The sequence below is a fragment of the Streptomyces africanus genome (assembly GCF_002150735.1).
Lineage (GTDB): Bacteria > Actinomycetota > Actinomycetes > Streptomycetales > Streptomycetaceae > Streptomyces > Streptomyces africanus.
This window is the reverse complement of the sequence record NZ_MUKA01000697.1, coordinates 1-947: the sequence shown is the minus strand read 5'-3', so window position 1 is coordinate 947 and position 947 is coordinate 1. Positions and strand designations below refer to the sequence as shown.

Annotated in this window: 1 pseudogene; it reads left to right on the top strand. The window is 70.6% G+C overall.

Annotated elements, in window-relative coordinates:
* A pseudogene (locus CCL05_RS43495) lies at positions 1–947 on the top strand (penicillin acylase family protein); the annotation flags it as partial.

Here is a 947-nt window from a genome sequence, read left to right as displayed (position 1 = left end):
GGCGGCGCGAGCGGCACGGGCACAAGCGGAACGAGCGGAACCGGCGGCACCGCCACCGGCACGGCGGGCACGGCCGCCGGCGCCTCGGGCACGGCTTCCGGCGCCTCCGGTACGGCCTCCGGTACCGCCTCCGGCACCTCGGGCCTGGACAGCCAGCTCACCGGCCTCAGCGACGTCCTGAGCGACCTCCCGCCGGCCGTCGGCGTGAACGGCGACGGAATCGGCTCCAACTCCTGGGTCGTCAGCGGGAAGCACACCATCACCGGCAAGCCGCTGCTGGCCAACGACCCGCACCTGTCGCCCTCGCTGCCGTCCGTCTGGTACCAGATGGGCCTGCACTGCCGCAGCGTCTCCAGCGCGTGCCAGTACGACGTCAGCGGCTACACCTTCGCCGGCATGCCGGGCGTGATAATCGGTCACAACCAGGACATCGCCTGGGGCATGACCAACTCCGGCGTCGACGTCACGGACCTCTACCTGGAGAAGATCACCGGCGACNNAGATCGTCGTCCGCGAGACCAACAACGGGCCCCTGCTGTCCGACCGGGCCAAGGAGCTCGTGAAGGTCGGCAAGAAGGCCACCGTCGACACCGCCGCACCCGACAGAGGCGACGGCTACGGCGTGGCGCTGCGCTGGACCGCGCTTCAGCCGGGCACCACCATGGACGCCGTCTTCGCCATGGACCGGGCGAAGAACTGGAGCGACTTCCGCAAGGCCGCCGCACAGTTCGACGTGCCCTCGCAGAACCTGGTCTACGCGGACACCGAGGACCACATCGGCTACACCCTGCCGGGCAGGATCCCCACGCGCTCCCAGGACGACGACGGCTCCGTCCCGGCGCCCGGCTGGGACCCGAAGTACCGCTGGACCGGCTACATCGAGCAGGACGCGCTGCCGTACGAGTACAACCCGGACCGCGGCTACATCGTCACCGCCAACCAGGCCG